The sequence below is a fragment of the Streptomyces sp. NPDC052107 genome, assembly GCF_040680215.1.
Taxonomy (GTDB): Bacteria; Actinomycetota; Actinomycetes; order Streptomycetales; family Streptomycetaceae; genus Streptomyces.
The window spans coordinates 128,812-155,788 of record NZ_JBFAWG010000016.1; the positions used below are offsets into that span (position 1 = coordinate 128,812).

21 protein-coding genes are annotated in these 26,977 nt (G+C 72.2%); 13 read left to right on the plus strand and 8 right to left on the minus strand.

From position 1 onward, the window contains the following. Positions 1-209: 209 nt before the first annotated feature. The 8 genes from AB0M27_RS20110 (at position 210) to AB0M27_RS20145 (ending at position 7,127) form a co-directional block, all read left to right on the plus strand. Positions 210-1,553, plus strand: coding sequence for a peptidoglycan-binding protein (locus tag AB0M27_RS20110; protein WP_365723201.1), 1,344 nt, complete (start codon positions 210-212; stop codon positions 1,551-1,553). After that, positions 1,550-2,242: an ABC transporter ATP-binding protein gene (locus AB0M27_RS20115; RefSeq protein WP_365723202.1), complete on the plus strand. Its 693-nt coding sequence runs from the start codon at positions 1,550-1,552 to the stop codon at positions 2,240-2,242. The genes AB0M27_RS20110 and AB0M27_RS20115 overlap by 4 nt, the downstream gene beginning before the upstream one ends. After that, the gene (locus AB0M27_RS20120; protein ID WP_365723203.1) at positions 2,239-3,633 is read left to right on the plus strand and encodes an ABC transporter permease; all 1,395 of its coding nucleotides are present in this window, start codon (positions 2,239-2,241) and stop codon (positions 3,631-3,633) included. The genes AB0M27_RS20115 and AB0M27_RS20120 overlap by 4 nt, the downstream gene beginning before the upstream one ends. Before the next feature lie 110 nt (positions 3,634-3,743). Continuing rightward, a complete protein-coding gene (locus tag AB0M27_RS20125; protein ID WP_365723204.1) occupies positions 3,744-4,625 on the plus strand; it encodes a hypothetical protein in 882 nt (293 codons plus the stop codon). 65 nt (positions 4,626-4,690) lie between these two features. Beyond that, positions 4,691-5,107 (plus strand): hypothetical protein, encoded by a 417-nt coding sequence (locus AB0M27_RS20130; protein ID WP_356311624.1) that lies wholly within the window; start codon positions 4,691-4,693, stop codon positions 5,105-5,107. A gap of 98 nt (positions 5,108-5,205) precedes the next feature. Next, positions 5,206-5,676: a DUF2690 domain-containing protein gene (locus AB0M27_RS20135; protein WP_365723205.1), complete on the plus strand. Its 471-nt coding sequence runs from the start codon at positions 5,206-5,208 to the stop codon at positions 5,674-5,676. A 46-nt stretch (positions 5,677-5,722) separates the two neighbouring features. Then, complete coding sequence (locus AB0M27_RS20140; RefSeq protein WP_365723206.1) at positions 5,723-6,160, plus strand: hypothetical protein; 438 nt, start codon at positions 5,723-5,725, stop codon at positions 6,158-6,160. A 61-nt stretch (positions 6,161-6,221) separates the two neighbouring features. Continuing rightward, on the plus strand, positions 6,222-7,127 hold the full coding sequence (locus AB0M27_RS20145; RefSeq protein ID WP_365723207.1) for a hypothetical protein: 906 nt from the start codon (positions 6,222-6,224) through the stop codon (positions 7,125-7,127). 81 nt (positions 7,128-7,208) lie between these two features. Here the strand turns inward: AB0M27_RS20145 and AB0M27_RS20150 are convergent, their stop codons facing one another. From AB0M27_RS20150 to AB0M27_RS20165, 4 genes are all read right to left on the minus strand, one after another. Next, on the minus strand, positions 7,209-8,807 hold the full coding sequence (locus AB0M27_RS20150) for an LCP family protein (RefSeq protein WP_365723234.1): 1,599 nt from the start codon (positions 8,805-8,807) through the stop codon (positions 7,209-7,211). A 130-nt stretch (positions 8,808-8,937) separates the two neighbouring features. Further along, a complete protein-coding gene (locus AB0M27_RS20155; RefSeq protein WP_365723208.1) occupies positions 8,938-10,698 on the minus strand; it encodes an LCP family protein in 1,761 nt (586 codons plus the stop codon). A gap of 230 nt (positions 10,699-10,928) precedes the next feature. Further along, the gene (locus AB0M27_RS20160) at positions 10,929-12,110 is read right to left on the minus strand and encodes an LCP family protein (protein ID WP_365723209.1); all 1,182 of its coding nucleotides are present in this window, start codon (positions 12,108-12,110) and stop codon (positions 10,929-10,931) included. A 115-nt stretch (positions 12,111-12,225) separates the two neighbouring features. Beyond that, positions 12,226-12,981 carry a TIGR03089 family protein gene (locus tag AB0M27_RS20165; RefSeq protein ID WP_365723210.1) on the minus strand — a complete coding sequence of 252 codons (756 nt, stop codon included), beginning with the start codon at positions 12,979-12,981 and terminating at the stop codon, positions 12,226-12,228. A gap of 122 nt (positions 12,982-13,103) precedes the next feature. Between AB0M27_RS20165 and AB0M27_RS20170 the strand changes: the two genes are divergently transcribed. Together AB0M27_RS20170 and AB0M27_RS20175 are read left to right on the plus strand one after the other, a co-directional pair. Further along, positions 13,104-14,483, plus strand: coding sequence for a peptidoglycan recognition protein (locus AB0M27_RS20170; RefSeq protein WP_365723211.1), 1,380 nt, complete (start codon positions 13,104-13,106; stop codon positions 14,481-14,483). A gap of 184 nt (positions 14,484-14,667) precedes the next feature. Further along, positions 14,668-15,750, plus strand: a complete 1,083-nt coding sequence (locus AB0M27_RS20175; RefSeq protein WP_365723212.1) for an NDP-sugar synthase — start codon at positions 14,668-14,670, stop codon at positions 15,748-15,750. 907 nt (positions 15,751-16,657) lie between these two features. Here the strand turns inward: AB0M27_RS20175 and AB0M27_RS20180 are convergent. From AB0M27_RS20180 to AB0M27_RS20195, 4 genes are all read right to left on the minus strand, one after another. Further along, positions 16,658-17,677 carry a DNA-3-methyladenine glycosylase 2 family protein gene (locus AB0M27_RS20180; protein ID WP_365723213.1) on the minus strand — a complete coding sequence of 340 codons (1,020 nt, stop codon included), beginning with the start codon at positions 17,675-17,677 and terminating at the stop codon, positions 16,658-16,660. 87 nt (positions 17,678-17,764) lie between these two features. After that, positions 17,765-19,048, minus strand: a complete 1,284-nt coding sequence (locus AB0M27_RS20185; protein ID WP_365723235.1) for a coenzyme F420-0:L-glutamate ligase — start codon at positions 19,046-19,048, stop codon at positions 17,765-17,767. Positions 19,049-19,068: 20 nt separating this feature from the next. Next, positions 19,069-20,028, minus strand: a complete 960-nt coding sequence (gene cofD, locus AB0M27_RS20190; protein ID WP_365723214.1) for a 2-phospho-L-lactate transferase — start codon at positions 20,026-20,028, stop codon at positions 19,069-19,071. Positions 20,029-20,062: 34 nt separating this feature from the next. Beyond that, a complete protein-coding gene (locus AB0M27_RS20195; protein WP_365723215.1) occupies positions 20,063-20,557 on the minus strand; it encodes a cysteine dioxygenase family protein in 495 nt (164 codons plus the stop codon). Positions 20,558-21,188: 631 nt separating this feature from the next. Here AB0M27_RS20195 and AB0M27_RS20200 point away from each other — a divergent pair. The 3 genes from AB0M27_RS20200 to AB0M27_RS20210 all read left to right on the plus strand — a co-directional run bounded on the left by AB0M27_RS20200 (position 21,189) and on the right by AB0M27_RS20210 (position 26,840). Beyond that, entirely contained in the window at positions 21,189-21,452 is a 264-nt protein-coding gene (locus AB0M27_RS20200) for a WhiB family transcriptional regulator (RefSeq protein WP_003975777.1), read from the plus strand. Positions 21,453-21,645: 193 nt separating this feature from the next. Then, on the plus strand, positions 21,646-25,317 hold the full coding sequence (locus tag AB0M27_RS20205) for a glycosyltransferase (protein WP_365723216.1): 3,672 nt from the start codon (positions 21,646-21,648) through the stop codon (positions 25,315-25,317). Beyond that, positions 25,314-26,840, plus strand: a complete 1,527-nt coding sequence (locus AB0M27_RS20210; RefSeq protein WP_365723217.1) for a DUF5719 family protein — start codon at positions 25,314-25,316, stop codon at positions 26,838-26,840. Before AB0M27_RS20205 ends, AB0M27_RS20210 begins: the two co-directional genes overlap by 4 nt. Positions 26,841-26,977 lie beyond the last annotated feature (137 nt).

Consider the following 26,977-nt stretch of genomic DNA (forward strand, 5'->3'; position numbering starts at 1 on the left):
ACCCCTCCCCGTACCGGGGAGGGGTCCTGTCTTTTCGCGTGCGCAACTGCCCTTTGTTTACTGCGCGTTGACCCTCTTTCCCCTCCAACGGGGCCCCCAATGGAAGCTCTTGACAATTTTAGTTCATTAATGATCAGATGTCTCTCGACTGTGAAGCAACTGTGGACCTTCTGACCAAAGGCTCGCGGTGTGGGGGATCTGGGGGACTCTTGTCCGGCTCGGGGGAGAAGTCTGCGCTGTTCCGGCGCAAGCGGTTGCTGGGCGGTCTGGCCGGCGGTTCCGTGCTGCTCGCCGCCACCGCGCTGTGGACCTCCGCGTATGTGAAGTCGCCCGCGCAGGCCGCCGCCGACGCCCGGCCGCCCGCGGCCGACGTGCTCACCGCCCCGGTCGAGCGGCGCGTGCTCTCCGACACGGTCGTCACCCGGGGCACCGTCTCCGCCTCGCAGGCCGTGGACGTCGCCGCCTCCGGCACCGCCGCCGAGGGCGGGCTCAAGCCCGTCGTCACCAAGGTGATGATGCACTCCGGGCAGACCTTCCCGGCCGGCCGCGTCCTCATCGAGGTCTCCGGCCGCCCCCTCTTCGCCCTGCGCGGCAGCCTGCCCGTCTACCGCGACCTCAAGCCCGGCGCGCACGGTGACGACGTCCGTCAACTCCAGAGCGCCCTGCGCGAGTTGGGGCACCCCACCGGGTCGGACCGGCCGGGCGTGTTCGGGCCCGGCACCAAGCGCGCGGTCGCCGCGCTCTACGAGGCGATCGGCTACGAGCCGGTCACCACCGACGGCTCCGCCGCCGACACCGCCCGCACCGACGTCAAGCGGGCCCGGCGCGAACTCGACCGCCTCATCGGCAAGGGCGCGAGCGCCGAGGACATCGGCTTCGCCCGCTCCGACCTGGCCGACGCCGAGTCCGGGCTGGCGAAGGCGGAATCGGTCTCCGGGCCGATGGTGCCCGCCTCCGAGGTCGTCTTCCTCTCCGGCTTCCCCGCCCGCGTCGAGAGCCTCGGGGCCAAGGTCGGCGCCGAGGCGGGCGAGAAGCTCGCCACCGTCTCCGCCGGCCGGCTGGTGATCAACGGCTCGCTCAGCCTGCAGGACAAGGGGCTGGTCCACTCCGGTCAGAAGGTCCGCGTCTACTCCGAGGTCACCGGCGACGAACTCACCGGCACGGTGGCCAGGGTCGCGGACGCGCCCACCACCTCCGGCTCCGACGCGGACGGGCAGGACGGCGGACAGGACGGCGAGGGGTACGCCGTCACGGTCACGCCGGGCTCGCCGCTGCCGGTCCGCCTCGCCGGCCAGGACGTACGGCTGACCATCGAGGCCGCCTCCTCCGGGCACAGGGTCCTCGTCGTCCCCGTCTCGGCGATCTCGGCCGGCGCCGACTCCCGCACCACCGTCACGGTCCTCGACCGCTCGGGCACCCGCCGTCGCGTCGAGGTGCGCACCGGCACCTCAGGCGACGGCTACACCGCGGTGACCCCGGTCGGCGGCGCCCGCCTCCTCGCCGGGGACAAGGTCGTGGTCGGCGTCGCGCCGGGCTCCGGGACGGTCCGGTGACCACCCTCGCCGCTCCCGTCGTGGAGTTTCGCGGTGTCGGTCTCACCTACCCGGGCCCGCCGCCCGTACCGGCCCTGCGGCCCAGCGACGTGACGATCCGGCAGGGCGAGTACGTCACCGTCGTCGGACCCTCCGGCTCCGGCAAGTCGACCTTCCTCAACATCGCCGGGCTGCTGGACGCGCCGACCAGCGGACGGTACTTCCTCGACGGCGTGGACACCGGTGGGCTCGGCGACGCCGACCGCACCGCGCTGCGCGGCCGGCGCATCGGGTTCGTGTTCCAGAGCTTCCATCTGCTGCCCCACCGGTCGGCCACCGAGAACGTGATGCTGGCCATGGTCTACAACACCGGACCGCGCACGGACCGCCGTACCCGGGCCCGTGAGGCGCTCGCCCGGGTGGGCCTCGCGCATCGCGCCGACGCGCTGCCGACCCGGCTCTCCGGCGGCGAGCGCCAGCGCGTCGCCATCGCCCGCGCGCTGGTCACCCGCCCTTCGCTGCTGCTGTGCGACGAGCCGACCGGCAACCTGGACACGGTGACGGCCGAGTCCGTCCTGGGCTTGCTGGACGATCTCCACCGCGACGGCATGACCCTCGTCGTGATCACCCACGACTCTGGCGTCGCCGCACGCGGCCAGCGCACGGTGACGATCAGGGACGGCGTCCTCGCCGAACGGACGGCGGCATGACCACCCCGACCACCCGGCCCGGCACGGGGCAGCCCGGCGGGCCCGACGGTGGCCTCCCTGACCCTGGCACGCCCGGCTCCGGCCTGCCCGGCGGCAGTTCGGAGCGCTCCCGGCTGCCCGGTGCGGCCCGGTGGCCGGTGTGGCGGCGGCCCGCGGCCGTGCGGCCTGTCGAGAGGTCGCGGCTCAGTGGGCGGGACGTGTTCGCCGAGGCCACGGCCGGGATTCTGCAGCGGCCGGCGCGATCCGCGCTGACCGCGCTGGGGACCGTGCTCGGCGTCGGGACGTTCGTCGCCGTGCTCGGGCTCACCGCCACCGCCTCCTCGCAGATCGACTCGCGCTTCAACGCCCTGTCCGCGACGGAGGTCACCGTCGAGGACACCGGCGGGGACCAGCCCGACCTGCTGACCGACGCCTTCCCGGCCGACGCCGACCGGCGCATCGAGGCGCTGCGCGGCGTACGGCACGCGGGGGTCTACTGGCCCGTCCGGCTGCGGGCCGACGAACTCGTCGCCGCCGTACCCCCCGGCTCGGCCGCGGAACCGGCGACGGGCGAGCGGACCCAGGTGATCGCGGCCTCGCCCGGCGTCCTCGCGGCCGCGGAACCGCACCTGGCGCAGGGGCGGATCTTCGACGCCTTCCACGACCGGCGGGGCGAGAACGTCGCCGTGATCGGCTCCGGACTGGCCGCGCGGCTCGGGATCACCACCCTGGAGACCCAGCCCGCCGTCTTCGTCGGCGGCCGCCCCTTCACCGTCATCGGCATCGTCGACGACGTGCGGCGCAAGGCGGACCTGCTGCTGTCCGTCGTCGTGCCCCGCACCACGGCCCAGCGGATCTGGGGCGGCCCGGACAGCGGCCGGCGGGCCGAGATGCTCGTCTCGACCGACCTGGGCGCCGCCCGGCAGGTCGCCGGCGAGGCACCCCTCGCGCTCGATCCGGCGCACCCCGACCTGTTCCGGGCCGTGCCGCCGCCCGACCCGCGGGCCCTGCGCGGCAACGTCACCTCCGACCTCGACCAGCTGTTCATGCTGCTGGCCGGCATCTGCCTGGTGATCGGTGCGGTCGGCATCGCCAACACCACGCTGGTCGCGGTGCTGGAGCGCACCGGTGAGATCGGGCTGCGCCGCGCCCTGGGCGCCCGTGGCCGGCACATCACGGCGCAGTTCCTGGCCGAGTCGGGCGCCCTGGGCGCGCTGGGCGGCCTGGTGGGCACCAGCCTCGGCACGGTGGCGGTGGTCGGCATGGCCGTCGTACGGGACTGGACGCCCGTGATCGCCCCGCTGACGCTCGTCGCCGCGCCCGTGATCGGCCTGGCCACCGGACTCGTCGCCGGCCTGTACCCCGCTTGGCGCGCGAGCCGCGTCCAGCCGGCGGAAGCGCTGCGCCGGTGACCGGCCCGGCCGGGTGCGGCCCGCGCCATCCCGAAGACGTTGCCTCGCGCCACCCCGAAGACAGTGCCCCGCACCACCCCGAAGACGTTGTGGGCTCACGAGGAAGACCTATGCGAAAGAAAACGACCGCCGTCCTGTTCGCCGCCGCGCTGCTGCTCACGGGGTGCTCTGGTGCGGGCGACGACCACGACGGGGCGCGGGCGTCCGCCGCCCCGGACAGTTCCCTGGCCCCGAAGTCCTCCAGCCTGACGGCGGACCTGGCCCTGCCGGTCGAGGGCTACATCTTCTCCGAGTCAGAAATGGGCCTGCTCACCCACGCGATGAATGACCTGGCCCGCGACTGCATGAAGGCCAAGGGCTTCGACTACCGCCCCGACGAGACCGACACCCCCGACATCGGCGTCATGGACCGCCGGTACGGCATCGCCAACTCCTACACGGCGGCCACCTACGGCTACCACTTCCCGACGCCCAGGACCGGCCGCGCCAACGTCCGGTCGCTCGGCGAGGCCGGCCGTGTCGCGCTGAGCGGCAAGCCGCGTGCCGACGGACGGCTGGACCCGGACGGCGGATGCGTCGGTGAGGCCAAGCGGCGGCTCGCCGGGGACAAGGGCACTTTCGGCCCGGACGAGATCGCGCGCCGGATCAACCTGGACAGCTACGTCCGCAGCCAGAAGGAACCCCGGGTGCTGGCCGTCTTCCGCGCCTGGTCCTCGTGCATGGCGGACAGGGGCTACCGCTACGCCTCGCCCATGGACGCGATCGACGACCCGAGGTTCGGCAAGGCCCGGACCGACCCCGCAGAGATTTCGACGGCCCGCGCGGACGTCGAATGCAAGAAGAACACCCGACTCGTCCGCACCTGGTTCGACGTCGAGTCCGCGATGCAGCAGACGGAGATCGACAAGAACGCCGAGACGTTGGCCCGGATCAAGCGGCACAAGGAGGACCAGCTCAAGCGTGCCGCCGCCGAGGTCGGTCAGTCCCGGTGACGGTGCCGCCGCGTCACCACCCCGGTTCACCCACCAGTTCACCCACCAGAAGGGACCAACCCCCCATGCGCCTTCGCAGCTCCGCCGTCGCCGTCGCGATGGCCGCCGCCGGAACCTTCGGCATGCTGGCCTCCGCCGCGCCCGCCCAGGCAGACAGCATCCCGGACAACCTGTGCGGCGGTGTCATCGATGTCGACTACTGCCTCTGGTACAACTCGAACCAGAAGGGCGGCTGGACGGCCACCTACGAGAACATCTCCAACTGGGCCGGCTGGAACTTCTCCGACGGCGGCCAGGGCACCAACGGCGTGAACACCCCGGTGAAGAACAACGCCGCGTCCTACGCCAACAGCCGCACCGACAAGACCGGTGTGTCGTACTACAACTCCAACTACGCCGGTGCCTCGGACGTGGCCCCGCCGCGTGACCTGGGCAACCTCGTCAAGACGTACAACAACAACGCCTCCTTCCGCTGGCGCTGACGCACCACATCACTCGCTCCACCCACAGGACGGCCCGTCCGCGACCGGGCGGGCCCGTCCTTCTATCTGTCATGCCCATGCTCATAGGAGACTTCGAAATGCGTTTCAACCTGCGTAACTTCGCGCGTGCCGGTGTGGTCACGGGCGCTCTCGGCCTCGCGATGATCGCCGCCACCGGCGGCGCCCAGGCGTACACCTACGACGGCTCCGACCCGTCCGCCACGGGCTGCGCCAGTGGCGCCACCACCGTGGAGTCGGCGGTCGTGCAGAACTCGCACTCCACCTTCGGCACCATCGAGCTCCGGTACAGCACCGCCTGTCATACCGCCTGGGCGAGATTCACCCTCAACTACACCCAGTCGGCGTGCGGCAACGCGTCCGCCGGCTACGACTGCGCCCACGCGTTCGTCACGCGCAACAACGACGGCCGCACCTACAGCTGCACCATCGGCCAGGGCCAGAAGCAGTGCTACACGCCGATGGTCTACGACAAGGGCCTGACCTCCTTCGCCGAGGGCACCGTCGACACGGCGGCCGGCATGGCCGACACCCGCACCGCGGCCTACTGATCCGCTGCCTTCCGAACACTCTTCGCTTCCGAACAAGGAGAACGTCATGAACGTCCGCAGGAACATCGCCGCCGCGGCCGTGGCCCTTCCCGTCGTGGTGGGCTCGCTCTTCGCCGCCACCGCGCCGGCGTCGGCGTACGCCTCCGACAACTGCCTGGACAGCTCGCTGTGCGTCGTCTTCGACTACAACAGCGACCTGGGGGGCGCGTCGGCCCACTTCGAGCGCGACAACGTCTCGAACCTGGCCGGCTACACCTTCGACGAGTACTCCGGGGACGCCGGTTACGGCCAGCCGGTGAAGAACAACGCCGCGTCGCTGGACAACGTGTCGCCGAACTCGTACGTGACCATCTACTTCAACAGCGGCTACGGCGGCTCCTGCGACTCGGTTCCGCCCTCCAAGCTGGTCTTCCGCCTCCACAACACCTACAACAACGACGCCTCCTTCAAGTTCACCCACGACACCCGCTGCTACCAGTTCTGACGACACCGCGCGTGCGGCCCGGTGGCCACCACCGGGCCGCACGTCCCCGTGGAGGCTCCCGGTGCTCACCTCTCTTCCGGCGTCGTTGCGCGGCGCCGCCGTCGCGGTCCTCGCCACGGCGGCGCTGACGGCCTGTGTCGGCCCGTCCTCCCCGCCCACCGGGCGGACCGCCCCGGCGCACACCGGCTCGCCGCGGGCCTCGGCCCGTGACGTGCCCGTGCTGTCCGGCGACTACAGCGGGAAACTGCCCATCGCCGCCTACAGCCTGACGCCCGCCCAGAGCGAGCTCATCCAGTCCGCGGAGCAGAAGCTGGAGCAGACGTGCCTGGCGCGCTACGGGATCTCCTACGACTTCGTCCGGCAGCCGGAGACACGTACGGCGGACCGGCGTTACGGACTGTCGAGCCCCAAGGAGGCGTCGGCGTACGGCTACCACCTCCCGCCGGGTCCCGCCGTCTCGGCGCCGCCGGTACCGCCGGGCATGCTGACGGTGCTCAAGGGAGAAAGCGCGACCTACCACGGCAAGGCCGTCCCGAAGGGCGGGTGCCGGGCCGAGGCGGTCGAGCGCGTCGAAGGAAAGTACGCCCGGCCGGACATCTCCGCCGCGGCCGCCGCCATCGCCGACGGCAGCTACGCGCAGTCGATGCGGCAGCCGGCCGTCGTGGCCGTCTTCCGCCGCTGGTCGGGCTGTATGGCGGCGAGCGGCGGCCATCACTACGCCTCGCCCATGGACCCCCTCGACGTGCCCGCGTTCACCAAGGGCCGCCCGGGAGCACAGGAGATACCCACCGCGGTGGCGGACGTGGCGTGCAAGCGGAAGACCCGGCTGCTGCCGGTCTGGTTCGGCGCCGAAGCGCGGATCCAGGCGGCGTTGATCGGCAAGCAGGCCGGGGCGCTGGCGGAGCTGCAGCGGATCCACCGCGACCAGGTGGCCGAGGCGAAAGCCGTCCTGAAGGGCGACGCCTGACGCCGACATGCGAGGAGGGGCCCGCTGCTCGGGCGGCGGGGCCCTCCTCGTCTTTGTTCCGTCACCCGGCCGGTCGGCCGGTCACCACTGGTAGGGCTTGTAGACGTCCATGCACGTGCTGGTGTCCGCCCCGTTGATCGAGTCGGTGTTGCCCGGCATGTCCCCGGCCTTCGGCTTGGTCTGCTTGGGGTAGCCGGCCCCGGTGCGCCAGTCCGTGCCGACGACGACCGTGACCCCGGAGACGTCGGTCGACTGCTTCACCGAGCTCATCGGGATGCCGAGTGCCTTCGCCACCGCCTGCGCGTCACCCTGCAGGTCCGCGCTCGGATACTGCACGAGCGTGCTCTCCTCGGACAGCGTCCCCGAGGTGTCGGCGGTCGCCCGGGTGTAGCCCTTCTGCGCGAGCACCTGGCTGATGTCGTTCGCCCGGCCGCCGACCGCCGCCTCGGTGGAGGTCTGGGTGGCGTTGCGCACCAGCACGCCCAGCCGGCCCGGGTCCGTGGAGGGCGACTTGGCCGCCGGGGTCTTGCTCGCGATCTGCTTCGTGGCCGACGGCTTGCCGTTCTTGTCGAACGGCACGTCGTCGCGCAGCATCTCCCACACCTTCTCGGCGTTGGCCGGGTCCGGCACGACGTGCTCGCTGTTCTGCGGGTCCTCGATGTGCGGCATCGTCATCGACGTGATGCGGTTCGTCGGCACCGACTTCAGCTCCATGGCCAGGTCGTACAGCTTCTTGACCGAGCCGATCTCCTCGGAGACCTGGAGCGACTTGGTGGCCGCCTCGGCCAGGTCCATCAGCCGCCCGCTGTCCGTGAAGACGTTCTGGTGCTTCAGGGTGCGGACCATCGAGTTCAGGTACATGTGCTGGGCGCGGGCCCGCATCAGGTCGCTGCCCCAGGCGTGCCGCGTGCGCAGCCACTGCAGGGCCTGCTCGTGGTAGATCTTCCGCGTCCCGGCCTTCAGCTTCAGCCCGGAGCCGCCGGGCTGGGCGGGCGTCGGGTGGTCCCAGACGTTCTGCTTCACACAGACCTCGACGCCCCCGATGGCGTCCGCCATGTTCACGACGCCGGCGAAGTCGATCATCATCCAGTGGTCGATGTAGACCCCGGTGAGGTTCTCCCAGGTGGCCAGCGTGCAGCCGGCCCCGCCCCGGGCCAGGGTGACGTTGATGATGTCGTTGGTCTCCGGGTACCTCTTGCCGGTCTTGGGATCCTTGCACTCGGGGATGTGCACGCGGGTGTCGCGGGGGATGCTCACCATGGCGGCGCTCTTGCGGTCCGCGGACAGGTGGATGAGCATCTGCACGTCGGCCAGCGGAGGCGCGCCGACGCTCTGCCGGTGCCCGCCGAGCTTCAGATCCTCCGGCGTGTTACGGCTGTCGGAGCCGATCAGCAGGATGTTCATCGGCGTCTGCCCGGCCGCGTTCGCCGGTGTCTTGTACGCCTTGGAGTCGTCGGCGCTGCTGCGCTGCCCCTTGCGGATGTTCGCGTTCAGGTGCTGGTAGTACAGGTAACCGGCGCCGGCCGTGCCGAGTATCACCACCGCGAGCACGGTCGCCGACCAGCGTAGTGCGCGCCGTCTGCGCCGTGGCCGCTCGGTCGTGGAACCGCCTCTGCGCCGCCCCCCGCCGTGCCGTCCGGACCCCTCCGGCGACTTCCGGTCCTGCGGTCCGAGCGACATCGCGTCGTCGACCGCAGGATCCTGCCCCCGCACGTCACTCTGCGCCAATCTTCCTGCCCTCCCCACCCTTGCGCCATACAACGGGCCCGTCCCGCGTCCAGTTAGACGCACGACGGGCCCTTTGGGTTACCTACGAGGCGCACTTCACCTTGTCTGCCGTGGACTTGTCGACCGTCGGCGCTTTCGACGGAGCGGTCAGGGAGACCCCCGCGCCCTTGAAGTCCTTGCCCAGGGTCAGCGTCATCGCCGGCAGGCCCTGGGAGTTGGTCACGCTCTTGCCCGGCTTGAGCGCCGAGCCGGACAGACCCATCAGATGGGCCAGCTCCCTGGCCTGGGCCGCCTGGTCGGGCGCGTACTCCAGCGTGGTCTTGCTCAGCTCCGCCGGGGCGTTGCCCGCGTTCTCCGACTTCAGCACGCCCTGCTGGTTCTGCAGCCAGTCGAGGGTCTCCTGCGCGCTGCCCGACTGGGCACCGCCGTTGAGGATCCGCACCCGCACCTCGGAGGGCGCGGACCTGGTGCCCTTCAGACGGGCGGCCTGTGCGTCCTTCTCCGCCTTCTGCTTCTTCTTCACCTCGGTGAAGGAGACGTCGCTGTTGATCGCGTCGAACACCTGCGGGGCGACGGCCGGGTCGACGATCACCGTCTTGTGGACGACGCCGTCCGCCGGGTTGTCCTTCACCGGCACCGTGAGGAAGCTGATGTTCTTCGTCGGCACCTTCTTCAGCTCCAGCGCGATGTCCTTGAGCGTGGTCACGGAGCCGATGCCCTTGTCGACGGTCAGCGCCTTCGTGGCGGCCTCGGCCAGACTGACCAGCTTGGTCGGGCTGGTGAGCGTGTCGCTGGAGGACATCTTCCGCATCAGCGAGGCCATGAACTGCTGCTGCACCTTGATGCGGTCCAGGTCGCCCTGGTTGCCCCAGCTGTGCCGGGTCCGCACGAACGCCAGGGCCTGCTCACCCTCGATCTTGTGCTCGCCGGCGGGCAGTTTGAGATGCGACTCCTTGTCGTTCACCGCGTGGGCGAGGCACACGTTCACCCCGTCGACCGCCGTCGTCAGCGTCTTCACGGCGTTGAAGTCCACCATCATGAAGTGGTCCGGCTGGATGCCGGTGACCGCCTTCACCGTGCGCATGGTGCAGCCCGGATCCCGGCCGTCCTGCCCGAGGCTGGTGTTGAAGCGCACGTCGTCCGTGCCGGGGATGACCTTGGTCGAGCCGTCGGCCTGCTTGGTCGGGCAGTCCGGCACGTTCACGATCAGGTCGCGCGGGATGCTGAGCGCGGTCGCGTTCGACCGGTCCTTGGCGACGTGCAGCAGGATGTTGGTGTCGGCGTGCCCGACGCTGCCCTTGTCGCCGTAGCCCTCGTTGCCCTTCCCGGTCCGCTTGTCGGTGCCGATGATCAGGATGTTGAAGGCGTCGTCCTTGCTGAATCCGTCCTTGGCGGCGCCCTCGACGTCCGTCGTGGTGACGTTGCCCTCGAGGTGCTTGATGTACAGATAGCCGGCCGTGCCGATGGCGAGCAGCACGAACGCCGTGCCTCCGGCCGTCCACGCCAAAGCCCTCTTGACCTTCGACTTCTTCTTCACCGGCCGCCGGGCGGCCCGGCGGCCCTGCGGGGGCTCCGGCTCGCTCCCCCGGCGCCGGCCCGACCGCGGCGGCGGTACGTCGCCCCCGCGCGCCTGGCGCATCTCGCGGGTCCCGCCGGACGCCGCGTCGTTACGGCGGCGCGGCGCACCGGCGCCGGCCCGGGAGGCGGGTCTGCGGGGACCGGGAACCGCCGACTGCGGTGCGGAAGGGCCCAGTCGCAGTTCGTATTCGCCGGTGTTCGGATTGAGCACCCACTGGTCTGCGGGATCGATGTTGTCCGCCCGCCCACGGCCTTGCGCGTCCACGGTTGTCCGAATCCTCCGTCGGGGCCACGCGGCGCCTTCCCCCTCAAAGGCGCTCGGGTCTCGGTGAAAGGTGCACGACCCCAGGAAGGATCTCGCGGCCTGGTGCACCGGATCGCTCACACTATCCGCCCAGTTCAGCGTCCAGCGACGCCGGTGACAAATTCCCTGTGCCTACAACCGGGCAATCCGGCTCATTTCCCGGACGGAAGTTCGGTGTCTTGATGTGCGCATTACTCACAGCCGTGTTCGGCGGCGGTGTTCCCGCGAAACGTCGGCGCGGGGGAGGGGCCGGCCTTGCCGCCGGTCTGCCCACCCGGCTCCGCGGCTTCCTGCGGCGTCTCCTGGGCCACCGCCACGGGCTGATCGGCCCGCAGCCGCGCGAACAGCTTCTCGGCTTCCGGCTCCACGAGTTGATCACGGTTGGCGTCGTAGACGTACGACTCCCTCGGCACCGTCAGGAACTGCACCCGTTCCGTGGGGATGTCGCGCAGCCCGCGTACCAACTGGTACAAGCCACGCAGACTGGCCAGTTCCGGATCCGTGGTCAGGGAGGAGGTCGCCGCGTCCAGCACCGGATACAGCTTCACCGGGTTCAGCAGCACGTCGTTGCTCTGCACCTTGTTGACCAGCGCGCCCAGGAACCGCTGCTGGCGCTCCATGCGTTCGGTGTCGCTGCCGTCGCCGAGCGACTTGCGGGCGCGCACGAACCCCAGCGCCTGCTCCCCGCTGAGCGTGACCTTGCCCGCGGGCAGCTTCAGCCGGGCCGCCTTGTCGTCGATGGGCTCCTTCAGGCAGACCTGCACCCCGTCGACGGCGTCCACCATCTCCTTGAACCCGCTGAAGTCCACGACCACGTGATGGTCGACCCGAATGTCCGTCAGCTTCTCGACGGTCCGGATCGTGCACGCCGAACCCCCCAGCTGGAAGGCGTGGTTGAACATCGCGAACACCGGCTCGCTGCGGCTGCCGTCCGGCTGCCGGCAGCCGGGGATGTCCACCATCAGATCCCTCGGCAGCGACACGGCGGTGGCGCTGCGCCGGTCGGCGGCCAGATGCAGCAGGATCGTGGTGTCCGACCGCTCGCTGCCCAGATCCCGCCCGTACGCGGAGTTCCCGTCCCCGGCCCGCGTGTCCGACCCGATCAGCAGGATGTTCTGCGCGCCCCGCACCAGCTCGGTGGGCCGTTCCCGCTCGTACCGCTCCAGTTCGCGGGCGGCCGCCTCATCGGCGGTGATGTTGTTGCTGAGCTTGGCGTACACGGCCCAGCCGGCCCCGACGCCCGCCACGACGAGCACGGCCACGCCGAGCGCCGTCGCCTTCACCCACCGCCGCCGGCGCCGCCGCACGAGCCCCGCGCCGGTGGCGGAGGCCCCGCGACCGGGACCGAGGGGCTTGCCAACGGTGTCGGTCACGGGCGGGGCACCCTTTCACGGCGTACGAGCGTCACGTCCTGCTCCTACGACGATGGCGGGGGAGGGGACCGATAGCGCCCTCAGCTACTCCAATCGGGGGACGGGCGGATGTCTCTCAGCGGCGCACCGCAGTCACCCGCTCGCTCTCGATCCGCTTGGCGAGAGCCTCCTCGTCCAGCCGGTCCAGATGCCAGCACAGCACCACGGACCCTCCGACGGCCAGCGGCGCGTACATCCCCGCGCTGACCCCTTCCCAGGTGTCGTACGACAGCCCGGACAACAACCTCGATCCAGGCCCCGTCAGGCCAAGGGAAGGCGCATCCGCGAGCGCCCGCTCGACGACCTCGGCCCCGCTGAACTCGGCCCCCGCGACGATCAGCGCGGGCTCCTCCGCATCCACCGGAGCGAACGGCACGAACCGGTCCCCCTGCCCCGGCACTTCCATGGCGTAGTCGACGAACCCGGCCGGGGTCTGCGGAAACCGTCCGCCCAGCGGCCGCAGTGCGAGCGCCACGCGCTCCCCGCCGCACGCTCGCGCCGCGTCCAGCGCATCCGGCCCGCTCACCACGACGTCCGCCGCGGCCGGATCCCCGCCGACGTCCGCCACCGCGCCCACCGCGGAACAGGCCAGCAGCCACACCGCCGTCTGCCAGTGCGCGGGCAGCAGCAGCGCGACCCGGTCACCGGGCCCGGCGGACAGATCGCCCTGAAGGAGGTTCGCGGTCTTGGCCACCCAATTGGCGAAGGTGGCCACGGACAGTTCGACGCGTTCGCCCGTGGCGTCGTCGTAGAAGGTCACCAGCGGGCGGCCGGGGTCCGCGGCGAGCGCGGAAGCCAGCAGGTCGGCAGGGGTGCGATCGGTGGCGTTCACCCGGGAAAGGGTACGCGCGGACGGACGCGCGAGGCGTGCGGTGGGGCCACCGGTTCGGCGGAACGGTTCCCGACGGGTCGTCAGTTCACCGCCGTCTCACCGTTGGACAGATTTGTATGCCTATGCCCACGATCATGACCATGCGTGGATTCCTGACTTCGCCCCCCGGCTCCCCGTCGACCGTCGTCTGCTCGATCGGGGTCACCTGCGCCGCGGCCCTCGCGCTTCCGCTGCTGTCCCTGCCCGCGGCCGCCGCACCCGCAGGCCCGTCCGAGGCGGGCGCCCCGGGCGGCACCCGCTCGCTGCCCCTCGCCCCCCTCACCCGCGAGCGGGTCCTCGGCACCGCCCCGGAGCAGGGCCTGTACCGGCCGAACGGCGAGCACTTCTCGCTGGTCGGGGTCGTCTGGGACGACCCGGACGCCGAACTGCACGGCCGGGTCCAGGTGCGCACCCGGTCGGCAAAGACGCGGAAGTGGTCCGCCTGGCAGGACGTCGAGACGCACAACGCCGACCACGGCGCCGACCCGGGTACGGCGGAACGGGACGCGCGGCGGGTGCGCGGGGCGACCGCACCGCTGTGGGTGGGCGACTCGGACGGTGTGGACGTACTGGTGCGCGGCGTCAGCGGGGGCGTGCGGGGCGGCCATACGGTCGAACCGGGGCCGCCGCTGCCCTACGGCCTGCGCCTGGAACTGGTGGACCCCGGTGAGGAGGCGCCGCCCGAGGGTGTGCCGGCCGACGCGCCCCGTACCGGACCGCACATGGACGCGGCGCGGGCGGCCTCGGCCGCCAACATGGACATCGCCGGTTTCGGCGTCCTGGAGATCCCGGCGCTGGGCAGGCGGGCCACCGAGCGGGAACTCGCCCGCCTGGACGGCCCGGTGCGGGCCAAGCCGTACATCGGGCCGCGCCCGCGGATCGTCACCCGGCGCGGCTGGGGCGCGGACGAGTCACTGCGCGAACGCGGTTTCGTCTACACGAAGCAGGCCAAGGCGGCCTTCGTGCACCACACGGCCTCGGGCAACAAGTACACCTGTGCCCAGGCCCCCTCCGTCATCCGCAGTATCTACCGCTACCACGTCACGGGCATGGGCTGGCGGGACCTCGGCTACAACTTCCTCGTCGACAAGTGCGGAACCATCTACGAGGGCCGGGCCGGCGGCGTGGCGAAGGCGGTTCTCGGCGCGCACACCCGCGGCTTCAACAGCAACAGCACGGGCATCGCCGTGATCGGCTCCTACGGTGCGACGAAGCCGCCCGGCGCCGCGGTGACGGCCATCGCCCGGCTCACCGCCTGGAAGCTCGGGCTCTACGGGGCCGATCCGCGTGGCAAGACATATCTCACCTCGGGGGGTGGCAATCTCTACCCCAAAGGTAAGAACGTGCGACTGAACGTGATCTCCGGCCATCGGGACGGATTCGCCACCGAGTGCCCCGGCAAGCGGCTTTACGCCAAGCTCGGTACGGCCCGTTCCAGCGCGGCGCGCTATCAGGGGCGCTGAGCCGGCCGGGGTCGCGCTCGGCACCGCTTCGGGGGACCCGCCGCTCTCACACCGTTCTCTCACCGATCTCGTGGGAAACCGGGTGGTTGTCAAGGGCGCCGCCGCTACGGTCTGCATACACTGACCGGCCGAAACGAGTGAAACGAGTAGTTCGGCCGGTCCCGGCAGGAAGCAGAGACGACAGGTGACAGAAGCGATCCTCCTGGTCGGCGGCAAAGGCACCCGGCTGCGTCCGCTCACGGTGCACACGCCCAAGCCCATGGTCCCGGCCGCCGGGGTGCCGTTCCTCACGCACCAGCTGGCGCGCGCCAAGGCGGCGGGCGTGGACCACATCGTCCTCGCCACGAGCTATCTCGCCGAGGTGTTCGAGCCGTACTTCGGCGACGGCTCCTCCCTCGGCCTGCACATCGAGTACGTGACGGAGGAGGAGCCGCTCGGCACCGGCGGCGCCATCCGCAACGTCGCCTCGCGTCTGCACTCCGGCCCCGAGGAGCCGGTGCTGATCTTCAACGGCGACATCCTGACCGGACTGGACATCAGGGCCCTGGTCGACACCCACGAGTCGACCGGCGCGGACGTCTCCCTGCACCTGACGAAGGTGACGGACCCGAGGGCCTACGGCCTGGTCCCCACGGACGAGACCGGCCGCGTCCTCGCCTTCCTGGAGAAGCCGCAGACGCCGGAGGAGATCGTCACCGACCAGATCAACGCGGGGGCGTACGTCTTCCGCCGGTCGGTCATCGACGCGATCCCACTGGGCAGGCCGGTCTCGGTGGAACGCGAGACGTTCCCGGACCTCCTCGCGGCCGGTGCCCATCTCCAGGGCATGGTCGACTCCACGTACTGGCTGGACCTCGGCACCCCGGCGGCGTTCGTCCGCGGCTCGGCCGACCTGGTCCTGGGCCGCGCCCCGTCCCCGGCGGTCCCCGGCCGCTGCGGCGACCGCCTGGTCCTCCCTACGGCGACGGTGGCGCCGGACGCCAAGCTGACCGGCGGCACGGTGGTCGGCGAGGGCGCGTTCGTGGCCGAGGGCGCGCGGGTCTTCGGCTCGACCATCCTCCCCGGCGCCGTCATCGAACCCGGTGCGGTCATCACCGACTCCCTCATCGGCACGAGGGCCCGCGTCGGCGAACGCACGGTCATCACCGGCGCGGTCATCGGCGACGGCGCGATCATCGGTGCCGACAACGAGCTCCGCGAGGGAGTACGCGTGTGGTGCGACGCCCGCATCCCGGCGGGGGCGGTGCGCTTCTCCTCCGACCAGTGACGGTTGCTGGGGCCGCCGGGGCCGCCGACCATGGGGGCTGCGCCCCCAGACCTCCATGGGTTCATCCGCGGCACGGCGGTGGCTGCTCGCGCAGTTCCCCGCGCCCCTGGGGAGTTGCAGCACGCCCGACTTCAAAGCACCGCCGCAGCCGGTCGAGCCACTGGTCCGGCACCCATCCGGGAGCGGTGAGGCGTGCGTAGCCACGGTCGCTCGTGCCGCCCGCCCGGCAGCGGCCGTCGCACTCGCGGAGCTGGGGGCAGCGGTGGTTATGCCGTCTTAGCTGCGGTGGTCGGTCGCTGGTCCGGCGCCCCCCCGGCAGCAGCGGCGAGGCGTGCGTAGCCGCGGGCAGCCGTGCCGCTATGGCGGCGCCCACCCGGCAGCGGCCGTCGCCGCGTAGCTGCGGCCAGCGGTGATTATGCCGCCGTAGCTGCGGTGGTCGGTCGCTGGTCCGGCGCCCGCCCAGCAGCGGCCGTCGCACTCGCGGAGCTGGGGGCAGCGGTGGTTATGCCGTCTTAGCTGCGGTGGTCGGTCGCTGGTCCGGCGCCCGCCCAGCAGCGGCCGTCGTACCCGCGGAGCTGGGGGCAGCGGTGGTCATGCCGTCTTAGCTGCGGTCGGTCGTGCCGTCGCTCCGGCGCCCCCCGGCAGCGGCCGTCGTACCCGCGGAGCTGCGGGCAGCGGTCGTCATGTCGCCGTGGCTGCGGGCAGTCGTGCCGCCAGGGGCGGCACGGGTGGGCGCAGCGGCACCCCGTGAGCGCGGGCAAGCGGAACTTCCGTTGTCCGGCGGCAGCACCTCGCACCCCGTGAGCGCGGGCAAGCGGAACTTCCGTTGTCCAGCGGCAGCACCCGGCACACTGCAGCCGCCGACAAGCCAACCCACCCCCGCCCAGCCGCCGCAGCACAGGGCGCCTCACAACAACCCGATGTCCACCCGAGGCATCTTCGGCGCCCTACGCGCAGGCACGTTTCCGCTCAGCAGGATCAACCGAGCCGCCCGATGCCGCTGCCCGGCATACGGCTCAAGCAAGCGCAGCATCTCCGCATCGTCGGCATACCGGTCCCCCGCCAACGCCCACCCCACGATCCCCGGCAGATGCAGGTCCCCGACCGTCACCGCATCCGCCGCCCCATGACTGCGCTGCACCACCTCCGCCGACGTCCACGGCCCGATCCCCGGCACGACCTCCAACCGTGCCTGAGCCTCGACCGCCGGCATCCCCACCGCCTGTTCCAGCCGCGCAGCGACCCGTACGGACCGCAGAATCGTCGACGCCCGCTTGTCGTCGACCCCGGCCCGATGCCACTCCCAGGACGGGATCAGCGCCCAGGCCCGCGGCGCCGGCATCACGAACATCGGCCGTTCCCCGGCCCCCGCCGGTCCCGGCGCGCGGTCCCCGAACTTCCGCACGAGCAACCGCCACGCCCGGTACGCCTCGTCCGTCGTGACCTTCTGCTCCAGCACCGAGGGGACGAGGGACTCCAGCACCAGCCCCGTCCGCGTCAGCCGCAGCCCCGGCCGCCGATGCCGCGCCAGCGCCACCACCCGGTGCCGGGGCACGAACGCCTCCGGCTCGTCGGCCGCGCCGAGCCACTCGGGCAGCCGGTCCAGCAGCCACTCCGCCCCCGGCCCCCACGCCTCGCCGAGCACCTCACCGCCGTACGCCCGCACCCGCAGCGTGCCCGGCCCGGCGGGCGTACGGCTGGCCCGCCACACGGATCCGTCCGCGGCGGCCCGGAACGTGGGGTCGGCCGGCCCGCGCCGCAACGGTCCGAGCACCAGCCCGAGATCGAGCGGCCCCTCCGGCACCCACCGCCGTACCCGCGCCGGAGCCGCAGCCTGCCGCGGTATCCCGGCGGCACCCGCTGGCACGCCGACATGGCCGCCGCGCACGGTCGTACGCGTGGGGCGCTGAGCGAAACGTCCTGCCACGAATGAGGTCCTGTGAAGTCCTGGGAAGCCTGTGCCGTCCTTTGAGACTAGGCGGTCGCACGAGGGTTACGGTCGCGTACGCCGAACTCAGCGCACCGCTATGAACGCCCCCGCGTCCCGCTCCGGCCGCGGTCTCGGCTCCTCGGCCGGATGCCCGACCGCCACCGCGCCCATCGGCTCCCAGTCGGCGGGCAGAGCCAGCACCTCGCGCACCACGTCACGGCAGAACATCGTGGACGACACCCACGCCGAGCCCAGCCGCTCCCCGGCCAGCGCGACCAGCAGGTTCTGCACGCCCGCGCCCATCGCGACGACGAACATCTCCCGCTCGGCGCCGTCCCGCCGCGCGTCCCCGTAGTGGTGGGAGCCGTCCATGACGAGGCACGGCACCACCAGGTGGGGCGCGTTGCGCAGGACGTCCCCGCGGCGGATCCGCTTGGCGATGGACTCCTCGCTCTTGCCGTCCCGGCGCAGGTCGGCGATCCAGGCGTCCCGCATCGCGTCCAGCAGCCGGGTCCGGGTCTGGGCCGACTCCAGCAGGACGAACCGCCAGGGCGTGGTGTGGTGCGGGGCCGGCGCGGTCACCGCCGCCGCCACCGCGCGCCGTACCGCCCCGGGGTCCACGGGCTCGTCGGTGAACGCCCGGACCGTACGCCGCTGGGTCACCGCCTCCCGGACCGCCTCGGACGTGCCGAGCCGGAACATGTCGTCCCGCGCGGTCCGTACCAGCGCCCGCGCGCCCTCGCCGTCCTCGGGGGCCAGCACGTGCGGCAGGCCGCGCACCACGGCGACGGGCCGTCCGGCCGCCTTGCCCTTGACCAGGTCGCCGGCGGCGGCCAGTTCGTCCGCCGTGGCGACGATCGTCGCGCTCAGCGGATTGCCGTGCGCGTCCGTGCCGCCGCGCAGATCGTCCAGCACGTGCACCCCGGCGGCGCCGATCGCCACGTCCGTGAGTCCCGCGCGCCAGGGCCGCCCGAAGGTGTCGGTGATGACGACGCCGACGTCGACTCCGAGGGCGGCGCGTAGGCCGTCGCGGATCGCGCGCGCGGACGCGTCCGGGTCCTCCGGCAGCAACAGCACGGTGCCGGCAGGGGTGTTGGAGGCGTCGACCCCGGCGGCGGCCATCACCAGGCCCTGCCGGTTCTCCACGATCCTGAGGGCGCCGCGCCGGGCCACGACCCGGACCGTCTCGGCGTCGATGGCCGCCTCCCGGTCGGCCGCCTCGACGACGCGGCCCTCCGCCTTGGAGACGATCTTGGAGGTGACGAGCAGCACATCCCCGTCGGCCAGGCCCGGTTCGGCCGCGGCGATCAGCTTGGCGAGGTCGTCGCCCGGCTGCACCTCGGGGATGCCCGACAGGGCCCGGACCATGTACTCCGGGCGCTCCTCACTCACGCTCGCCGCACCTCCTCGGCCAGCGCCAGCGCCTCCCGCGCCATCTGCGCGGCCGCCTCGACGTCGGTCATCATCAGCGGTACGGCCCGGCAGCGGATGCCGTCCGTCTCGACCCGCTCGACCGCGGCCGCGTCCACGGTGTCGACCAGCCAGCCGTCCAGCAGTCCGGAGCCGTAGTGCTCGGCGACCGCGGCGGCCGTGGACTCCACGCCGACCGCGGCGAGTACCTTGTCGGCCATGCCGCGCACCGGAGCGTCCCCGACGATGGGGGACAGGCCGACCACGGGCACGCCCGCGTCCGCGATCGCCTCCCGGATGCCGGGCACGGCGAGGATGGTGCCGATGGACACGACCGGGTTGGACGGCGGGAAGAGGATGACGTCCGCCTCGGCGATGGCCTCCAGCACACCGGGCGCCGGCTTGGCCTGCTCGGCGCCGACCGGGACCACGGCCTCGGCGGGGACGGAGGCCCGCAGCCGTACCCAGTACTCCTGGAAGTGGACCGCCCTGCGCTCGCCGTCCACCTCCACGGCCACATGGGTCTCCACGCGGTCGTCGGTCATCGGGATCAGCTTCACGCCCGGCTTCCAGCGGTCGCACAGCGCCTCGGTGACGGCGCTGAGCGGATAGCCCGCGCCGAGCATCTGCGTGCGCACGATGTGCGTGGCGAAGTCCCGGTCGCCGAGGCCGAACCAGTCCGGCCCGACCCCGTAGGCCGCCAGCTCTTCTTTGAGGTGGAAGGTCTCGTCAGCCCGCCCCCAGCCCTGCTCCTCGTTGATGCCGCCGCCCAGCGTGTACATCACCGTGTCCAGGTCCGGGCAGACCTTCAGCCCGAAGAGGTGGATGTCGTCGCCGGTGTTGCCGATGACCGTGACGTCCGCGTCCGGCACGGCCCGCTTCAGACCACGCAGGAACCGGGCACCACCGATGCCGCCTGCCAGAACCACAATGCGCATGGGCCCAAGTGTTGCAGGCGGGTAGGACAACGCGTCAGGCAGTCACCGGACGAGCTTCGCAGTGCGGCGAGGTGTGCATGGGCATCTGGGTCAGGCCCGGGTGGTACACGTGCAGGCTGACCGCCGGCTCCAGGGTGTCGTTGACGACCTCGTGGACGTACCCCGGCGCGAACACCCGCTGGGCTCCCGCCGCCAACGCGCGCGTGGCGCGATCGGTGCGCTCGGTGAGCGTGCCCTCCAGGACGGTCAGGACGCCGGAGGAGCGGCCGTGGTCGTGCAGCCCGCTGCCCTGTCCCGGCACCCAGGACAGCAGCCACACCTCGTAGCCGGGGCCGGTGCGCAGCCGGTGGTACCAGCGGGTCGTCGCGTCGTACCGCACGAGGTGGTCCCACTGGGAGCGGTCGGCGGCGATCCGGCGGGCGAGGCCCACGAACTCGGCAACGGTGGCCGGGTGCTCCCGCGGCGGCTGGAGCAGGTGCGGGACTTCGAGGATGTCACCGGCGATCTGGAGGTCGTTGTCGCTGTTCATGGGGTGCTGTGGTTCCTCGGTGGGAGAAGGCCGCAGGTGCAAGGAGGCCAGAGGGAACGGAGAAGGGAAACCGGGTCGCGAGGGACACGGCCTACAGCTGGAGCAGGGTGTGGCTCAACAGCTGGAACAGCGACAACAGCTACAGCGAGCCCGGGCAGCACCGTGGGACCCGGCGGTGCGGGTCGAGGTGAGTGCCAAGTTCGCGAGCATGCCCATTAGGACATCGGTTCACACGCACAGTGTCAACTCGGCGCCCGGTATGTGGGACAGATTTCACCTCATCAGGTGCATCTGGGAGATGAAAGGTTTGTTCACCAGGATGCTGGGACACATGGGGCACATCCGGGCGCTCAAGCCTTGCGGAACGCGATCGAACGCCAGGGCGTCCTTCTCCGTATAGATGTCCGTACGGGGTTCCGGCGCCCCTCCGGGCCTCGTCTGCGTGTCACGGTTTATGGCGATTTGAACACTTTCCGCACGGCCTTGGTTCCGCAGAGTGAATAACGGGCTCAATAGCAGATCTCGGCTTGACTCGCCCGGAGCAGCACACTTGTAATTTCACTCGTGTCGTTCAGCCGAAATCGGTAACGGCAACGCACACGGGGACGCGAAAGACAGACGAGGGGCGCACATGACCGAGCTGGTGCAGCAACTGCTGGTCGACGACGCGGACGAGGAACTCGGCTGGCAGGAGCGCGCGCTGTGCGCCCAGACCGACCCCGAGTCCTTCTTCCCCGAGAAGGGCGGCTCCACCAGAGAAGCGAAGAAGGTCTGCCTCGCCTGCGAGGTCCGCTCCGAGTGCCTCGAGTACGCCCTCGCCAACGACGAGCGCTTCGGCATCTGGGGCGGACTGTCCGAGCGGGAGCGCCGCCGGCTGAAGAAGGCCGCCGTCTGACCACGGCAACGCACACGAATCCACACCAAAACGTCACGAACGGCCCGTCGCCGGTGGGTTATCCACAGGCGGCGGGCCGTCGTCATGGCCAGCCGATAGTGTGGTCGCTCGTCCGAGACGCCCCGCCGTCCCCTCGGCCCCCGAGAGGGCGCAGGCGTCCACCGCAGTCCATCGAACCGGGGCCCGTACCTCGATGTCCGTGCACAGCCACACGGCAGCCCAAGAGCACGCTGCCACACCAGAGTTCCCGCGCCACGTGGTGACCGCGGTCCTCGTCTCCCACGACGGCGCCCGCTGGCTGCCCGACGCGCTCGCCGGGCTGCTCGGCCAGGAGCGGCCCGTCCAGTACGCGGTGGCCGCCGACACCGGCAGCGCGGACGACTCCGCCCGGATGCTCACCGACGCCCTCGGCGACGCCAACGTGCTGCACCTCGCCCGCCGCACCGGGTTCGGCCAGGCCGTCGAGGAGGCGAGCCGCACCGCCCCGCTCCTCACCCCGGAAGAGCTGCCGTACCTCAAGCGCCCCAGCGGCTGGGACCCCGTCACGCGCACATGGCGCGACGACGCCTACGACCTGCCCGCACTGCCGTACGGCGAGCCCATCCAGTGGCTCTGGCTGCTGCACGACGACTGCGCCCCCGACCCCGACGCCCTCGCCGAGCTGCTGCGCGTCGTCGACAACGAACTCGAACTCGGCCGCGACGACGTGGCGGTCGTCGGCCCCAAGCTCCGCGGCTGGTACGACCGCCGGCAACTGCTGGAGGTCGGCGTCTCCATCGCCAACTCCGGCCGCCGCTGGACCGGCCTGGACCGCCGCGAACAGGACCAAGGCCAGCACGACCACGTGCGCACCGTGCTGTCCGTCTCCAGCGCTGGCATGCTCATCCGCCGCGACGTCTTCGAACAGCTCGGCGGCTTCGACCGCCGACTGCCCCTGATGCGCGACGACGTCGACCTGTGCTGGCGCGCCCACACCGCCGGCCACCGCGTCCTGATCGCCCCCGACGCCGTCGTACGGCACGCCGAGGCCGCCTCCCGCGAGCGCCGCACCGTCGACTGCGTGGGCCGCACCGCCGCCTCCCCGCACAAGGTCGACAAGGCCGGCGCCGTCTACACCCTGCTTGTCAACACCCGCGGCGCCGCGCTGCCCTGGGCGCTGCTGCGGCTCGTTTTCGGCACCGTCCTGCGCACCATCGCCTATCTCGTCGGCAAGGTCCCCGGCCAGGCCGTCGACGAGATCCGCGGCCTGCTCGGCACCCTGCTGCGCCCCGAGCGGATCATCGCCGCCCGGCGCCGCCGCGGACCCTCGCAGATCGACAAGGGCGAACTGCGCCAGCTGTTCCCGCCGCCCGGCGCCACCATCCGGGCCACCGTGGAACAGCTCGCGGCCAACTTCACCAGCGGCTCCGACGACACCTCCCCGGCCGGCCGGCACGGCGGCGCGGTGGAGTCCGGGCCCGGTGGCGACGACGCCGACTTCCTGGAGGTCGAGCAGTTCGCCCGGCTCAAGCGGATCGCCCGCAAGCCCGGCCCCGTGCTCTTCCTCGCCCTGCTGCTCATCTCCCTGGCCGCCTGCCGTGCCCTGCTCGGCGGCGGCGCGCTCGCGGGCGGCGCCCTGCTGCCCGCCCCGGCCGGCGCCGGCGAGCTGTGGTCCCGCTTCGCCGACTCCTGGCACCCGGTCGGCGCGGGCGGCACCCCCGCCGGACCGCCCTACCTCGCGATCATCGCGACCCTCGCCACGATCCTGTTCGGCTCCACCGGACTCGCGATGACGGTCCTGCTGGTCGCCTCGGTACCGCTCGCCGGATTCACCGCCTACTTCGCCTCCCGGCCGCTCGTCACCTCCCGGCTGCTGCGCGCCTGGGTGGCCATCGCCTACGCCTTCCTGCCCGCCACCGCCGGCGCCCTGGCCGGCGGCCGCATCGGCACCGCCGTCCTCGCCGTGCTGCTGCCGCTCATCGCGCGCGCCGGGATCGCCGCGAGCGGCCTCGCCAACCGCACCGGCGCACGCGGCAGTTGGCGCGCCACCTGGGCGTACGCGCTGCTGCTGACCATCACCACCGCCTTCACGCCGATCGTCTGGCCCATCGCGCTGTTCCTCGGCATCGGTGTGCTCGTGCTGCGCCGCGGCGACCTCGTCGCCCACGCCCTGCGCTTCCTCGTCCAGCTCGGCACCCCGCTGCTGGTCCTCGCCCCCTGGTCGCTGACCCTGCTCCCGACCGGCTTCTTCAAGGAAGCCGGACTGGCCTACGGCACCTCGGCCGCCTCCGCGCTCGACCTGCTCGGCGCCAGCCCCGGCGGCCCCGGCACCGTGCACGGCCTGATGCTCATCGGTGTCGTCCTCGCCGCCCTCGGCGCACTCCTGCGCTCCGAGCGGCAGCCGGCCATCCGCACCGCGTGGGCCGTCGCCCTGGTCGGCCTCGTCTTCGCCGCCTTGTCCAACAGGTCCGCCTGGGCCGGACCGGCCACCCTCGTCTACGGCATCGCCCTGCTGGCCGCCGCAGCCGTCGGCGCCGACGGCGCACGCGCGCGTGTGGCCGAGCAGAGCTTCGGCTGGCGCCAGCCCGTCGCCGCCCTGATCGCCTTCGCCTGCGCCGCGGGTCCGCTGCTCGTCGCCGCCGGCTGGATGATCCGCGGCGCCGACGGCCCCCTGGAGCGCCGCGACCCGACCCAGGTGCCCGCGTTCGTCGCCGAGGACTCCTCCACCGGCGACCGGGCCCGCACCCTGATCCTGGACAGCGACTCCACCGCGCGCGTGCGCTACACCCTGGTCCGCGGCTCCGGCGCCCGCATGGGCGACGCCGAGATCAGCGCCGCCGACGGCCAGAACACCCGGCTGGACAAGGTCGTCGCCAACCTCGTCGCCGGCTCCGGCGCCGACCAGGCCGACGAACTCGGCGGCTTCGCCGTGCGGTACGTCCTCGTCCACAAGGGCGCGCCCCGCGACATCACCCGCGTCCTCGACACCACCCCCGGCCTGTCCCGGCTCAGCCAGCAGAACGGCGGTGCCTTGTACCGCGTCGACCAGGAGGTCTCCCGGGCCACCATCGTCCCCGCCGGCGGCTCGGGCGCCGCCCAGCCGGTCACCGCGGGACCGGTGGAGATCCACACGACCATCCCGTCCGGCTCGGGTAGCCGCGTCCTGCGCCTCGCCGACACCGCCTCCGACGGCTGGACGGCCACCCTGAACGGCAGACCGCTCACCCCCACCACGGTCGACGGCTGGGCCCAGGGCTTCCAACTGCCCGCCGACGGCGGCAGGCTGGACGTCACCTACACCGACCCGATCACCCACACCGCCTGGCTGTGGGCCCAGGGCGCGCTCGCCGTCGTCCTGGTCGTCCTCGCCCTGCCCGGCCGCCGCCGCGACGTCGACGACGACCTGCCCGAGGAGGAGCCGCTGCCCGCCCAGGCCGTCGCCGGCGAGGGCCGCCGAGCCCGCCGGCTGCGCGCCCAGGCCGAGGAACAGGCCGGCGACGAACAGTCCGGCGAGGAGCCCCTGGCGGCACCGCCGCTGCCGGAGGACCCCGCCGTACCCCACCAGCAGTCCTACGAGGACTGGGACCAGGGTTCGTACACGAACGCCGGATACGCCGGCTACGGAACCGACCAGTACCACAACGGCGGCCAGTACCCGCCCTCCGACTACGACCAGCAGGCGTACCCGGCCGCCGACCCGTACCAGACGGGCCAGGGCCAGTACGACCCGTACGCCTACGGCGGTACGGACGACCAGATGCCGTACGACCCGACGGCCTACCAGCAGGGCTACCACCCGGCGTACGACCCCGCCCAGCAGGGCTACGACCCGGCCCAGCACCCCCACGGCACCGGCAGCGAGCGCCCCGACGGGAGCCAGCAGTGAACCGCACCACCCTGTCCCTGATCGCCGCCGGCACCGCGCTGGCCGCCGTCACCGCGTTCGCCGCGTTCGACGGCCCGTCCGCCTCCGGTGCCTCCGCCCCCCAGGCGGCCGCGAACCTGCCGGTCCAGCGCACCAGCCTGCTGTGCCCGCCGCCGAGCGTCTCGGACATCGCCGACACGTCGTACACGTCGTACACACCCGTCACCCAGGGCGCGGCGAGCGACGGCAAGGCCCGACTCCAGGCCGCCGGCGAGAACTCGGCGGACGGCACGGACAACTCCCGGACAGGCAAGGGCGCCAAGGGGGCCAAGGGCGGGAAGAAGACGGCGGACCAGCCGGTGCTCACCCCGAAGGCACCGGGCACCCCGGCCACCGGCGACACCTCCGGCGCGGACGCGCCCGCGCTCATCGGCACCGCCGACGGGAAGTTCGCACCCGGCTGGACCGTCCAGGAGACCACCGAGGTCGCCGCCGGCACCGGCCGCGGCCTGCAGGGCGTCAACTGCACCGCCGCGGACACCGACTTCTGGTTCCCGGGCGCCAGCACGGCCACCGACCGCACCGACTACGTCCACCTCACCAACCCCGACGACACCCCCGCGGTCGTCGACATCGAGCTGTACGGCAAGAACGGCGCGATCAAGTCCCCGCTCGGCGAGAACCAGACCGTCCCGGCGCACGCGAGCAAGCCGATCCTGCTGTCCACGCTCACCGACGAACAGCAGGCCGACCTGACCGTGCACGTCAGCGTGCGCAGCGGCCGGGTCGGCGCGTCGGTACAGGCCCTGGACGACAAGCTGGGCGGCGACTGGCTGGCCGCGGCCGCCGACCCCGCCGGCAGCCTGGTCCTGCCCGGCATCCCCAAGGACGCCACCGACGTCCGCCTGATCGCCTTCACCCCCGGCGGCGACGACGCCGACCTGAAGGTCCGCCTGGCCTCACCGGACGGCCTGATCACCCCGGCGGGCAGCGAGACCCTGCACGTGAAGTCGGGCATGACGACCACGGCCGACCTGGGCGAGGTGACGAGAGGCGAGGCGGGCTCCCTGGTCCTGACCCCCACGGACCAGTCGGTCCCGGTCGTGGCGGCCCTCCGGGTGGTCCGAGGCAAGGGCGACAAGCAGGAGACGGCCTTCATCCCGGCCACCGCCCCGGTTGGCACCCGCGCGACCTCGGCCGACAACAGCGCCAAGGGCACGACCCTCGCCCTGACCGCGCCCACCGCCACCGCCACGGTCAAGGTCACCGCGTCGGCGGGCAGCGAGGGCGGTACGCCGACGACGAAGACCTACACGATCAAGTCCGGCACCACGGAGGACGTGACCGTCCCCGTCCCCTCCGGCCTGAAGGGCACCTACGCCCTCACCGTCGAAACCGTCTCCGGCGGTCCGGTCTACGCCTCCCGCACCCTCTCCGCCACAGAGTCCGGAATCCCCGGCTTCACCATCCAAACCCTCCCGAACGACCGGGGGATGGTGGCGGTACCGAGGACGACGGAGGATCTGTCGGTCCTGCAGAAGTGAGGGGCGACGCTTCGTAGCGCCGTCGGGGTTCGGGCGCTGGTGCGTGGGCGGCTGCGGGTGCTCGGTGGCGGCCGTCATGCCGCCGTGGCCGCGGGCAGTCGTGCCGCTGGGGCGGCACGGCCGGCCGCAGCGGCAAG